Raw genomic sequence first — 2372 nt, forward strand, 5'->3', positions numbered from 1 at the left:
GGGGTCAATACCAGAAAGACTAACTCATGTCATGGGGGAGTTTAACGGGGAAAGGTCAGGAGAAGGTCAAATAAAATAAGTTATGAGGCTTAGGAAGCGTCTGCGTTTTCTTTGTGCAAATGAAAGACACCGTATAAGTAGCAACTTGAGAGTGTTTTGGTCTGTTTTGTTGCTACATAATTTTCATCATATACCCGTCCCTGTCTCCGTAGACGGTCTTGATAGAGCCGTTATAAAAGACGAAGCGATACGGTTTGAATCCGACATATCCTCCGTAACTGTTTTTCGCATTGACTTGTACTTCCAGGATATATCCGAACACATGCCTTCCTCCATGAATAGGCGCATGCGTAAGATATCCCTTATAAACCGTACCCCATTGATACTGTGCGGAGCCTGGATCTTTCAGGTGGCCGGTTAAAAACCCTTCCGCTAATGCCTGAGCGTCTTCCTGGGAGATATGGGTTCCATAATCAGCGGTGTCTAGCTCTGTCTGACTGGGAGGGGCCGCGGCGCAGGAGCTTAGGAATAGCGCAAATAGCGCTGTGAGTAATATCAGGCTCTTCAAAATCGTCCTCCTTTTATTCCGTCTACTGCGGGAATAATGTGTCATCCCCCGGAAAGGTAGTAGTTTTAAGCATATAATATCGTATCATAGGTAGTTGTAGTCGTCAATATCTTTGTCCCTCCTGAAAACTCCATCCCAGCGAAATCGATGGTTTGATTGATTAAGTGGGTCCAGAAGACAGACACCCCGACCCAATCGAGCGCAGGGGGGACCCCATGTAAGTGGGGTGGTCAGATATCTGGCTCCGAACTGTAAATATATATCCTGCAAAACATGATGTTATGATGTGGGAGATGGTGCTAATGTGATATTAGATACGTTGCCAACATTGCAGCGATATCTGTTATGCTAGTTCAAGATACATTGTGTTAGCAGTCTCTCAGGCAAATGGCGAAGGCGAGGGATAAATAGTTATGCATGAAATCAACTGCCCGCACTGCAAGAAAGCGTTCAAGATTGACGAGGCTGGGTACGCGGACATTCTCAAGCAGGTTCGCGACAAGGACTTCGAGCATCAGTTGCACGAGCGGCTCGAATTGGCCGAGCAGGACAAGCAGAATGCAGTTGAGCTTGCGACAACTAAGGTCACCAGCCAGTTGGAAAAGGCGGCTGCAACCAAAGATGCTGAGATTCAGGGCCTGAAGGCACAGCTCGACTCCATTGAGGTTGCGCAGAAGCTCGCGATTACCGAGGCGGTCAATGTAGTCGAGAAGGAGCGCAACGAACTGAAGAGCGGCCTTGCGCAGGCGAAGATTGAGATACAGCTCGTCGAGAAGTCGCTCAAGGACAAGTACGAGACGCAGATCAAGGATCGTGATGATGCAATCGAGCGCCTTCGGGATATGAAGGCTCGTCTGTCGACTAAGATGGTTGGCGAAACTCTCGAGCAGCACTGCGAAACCGAGTTCAACCGTATTCGGGCGACGGCGTTTCCGAGGGCATATTTCGAAAAAGACAACGACGCGCGAGCTGGCAGCAAGGGAGACTACATCTTTCGTGACTCGGATGAGGCTGGCACTGAGATCGTCTCGATCATGTTCGAGATGAAGAACGAGAGCGATGAAACAGCTTCCAAGAAGAAGAACGAAGACTTTCTTAAAGAGCTCGACAAGGACCGGAATGAAAAGAGCTGTGAATACGCGATCCTCGTTTCACTTCTTGAGTCTGATAGCGAGCTTTACAACACCGGCATTGTCGATGTATCCCACCGTTATCGGAAGATGTATGTCGTCCGACCGCAATTCTTCATCCCAATCATTACGCTGCTGCGAAACGCCGCCCAGAACTCACTGAAGTACAAAACAGAGCTCGCGCTAGTGAAAGAACAGAACATTGATATCACGAACTTCGAGAACGAGCTCGAGGCGTTCAAGACTGGTTTCGCCCGGAATTACGAACTGGCGTCCAAGAAATTTAAGAAAGCCATTGATGAGATCGACAAAACCATCGACCATCTTCAGAAGACCAAGGATGCGTTGCTCGGTTCTGAAAACAATCTCCGTCTTGCCAACAACAAAGCCGACGACGTGACCATTAAAAAACTGACTAAGGGTAACCCGACAATGGCTTCAAAGTTCGCTGAGCTCAAGAACGATGATCCTGAATGACACGCTCACCCAGCCACCGCCACCCGACCCAATCGAGCGCCGGGGGGACCCCATGCTGGCGGGCTGGTTAGATGTCTGGCTTCCACTTTCAACAACAATATCATGGTGAGAACGAACCAGCACACACACCCTCGACCCCAGTAGTGCCCACCACTTATTCTCAAACAAATCAAAGGGATAGGGGATTAGGGAGTAGG

3 protein-coding genes are annotated in these 2372 nt (G+C 49.1%); 1 reads left to right on the plus strand and 2 read right to left on the minus strand.

Annotation, left to right across the window (positions count from 1 at the left end; translation table 11 throughout):
• Positions 1-172: 172 nt before the first annotated feature.
• Positions 173-568 (minus strand): hypothetical protein, encoded by a 396-nt coding sequence (locus KOO63_14450; GenBank protein ID MBU8923015.1) that lies wholly within the window; start codon positions 566-568, stop codon positions 173-175.
• A 413-nt stretch (positions 569-981) separates the two neighbouring features.
• On the opposite strand from KOO63_14450, the gene KOO63_14455 reads away from it, so the two are divergent.
• Complete coding sequence (locus tag KOO63_14455) at positions 982-2175, plus strand: DUF2130 domain-containing protein (protein MBU8923016.1); 1194 nt, start codon at positions 982-984, stop codon at positions 2173-2175.
• Here the strand turns inward: KOO63_14455 and KOO63_14460 are convergent.
• Positions 2137-2372 (minus strand): hypothetical protein (locus tag KOO63_14460; protein MBU8923017.1); only part of this gene is annotated, 236 nt, incomplete at its 5' end. The genes KOO63_14455 and KOO63_14460 overlap by 39 nt on opposite strands.

The sequence above is a fragment of the Candidatus Latescibacterota bacterium genome (assembly GCA_019038625.1).
In the GTDB taxonomy this organism is placed as follows: Bacteria; Krumholzibacteriota; Krumholzibacteriia; order Krumholzibacteriales; family Krumholzibacteriaceae; genus JAGLYV01.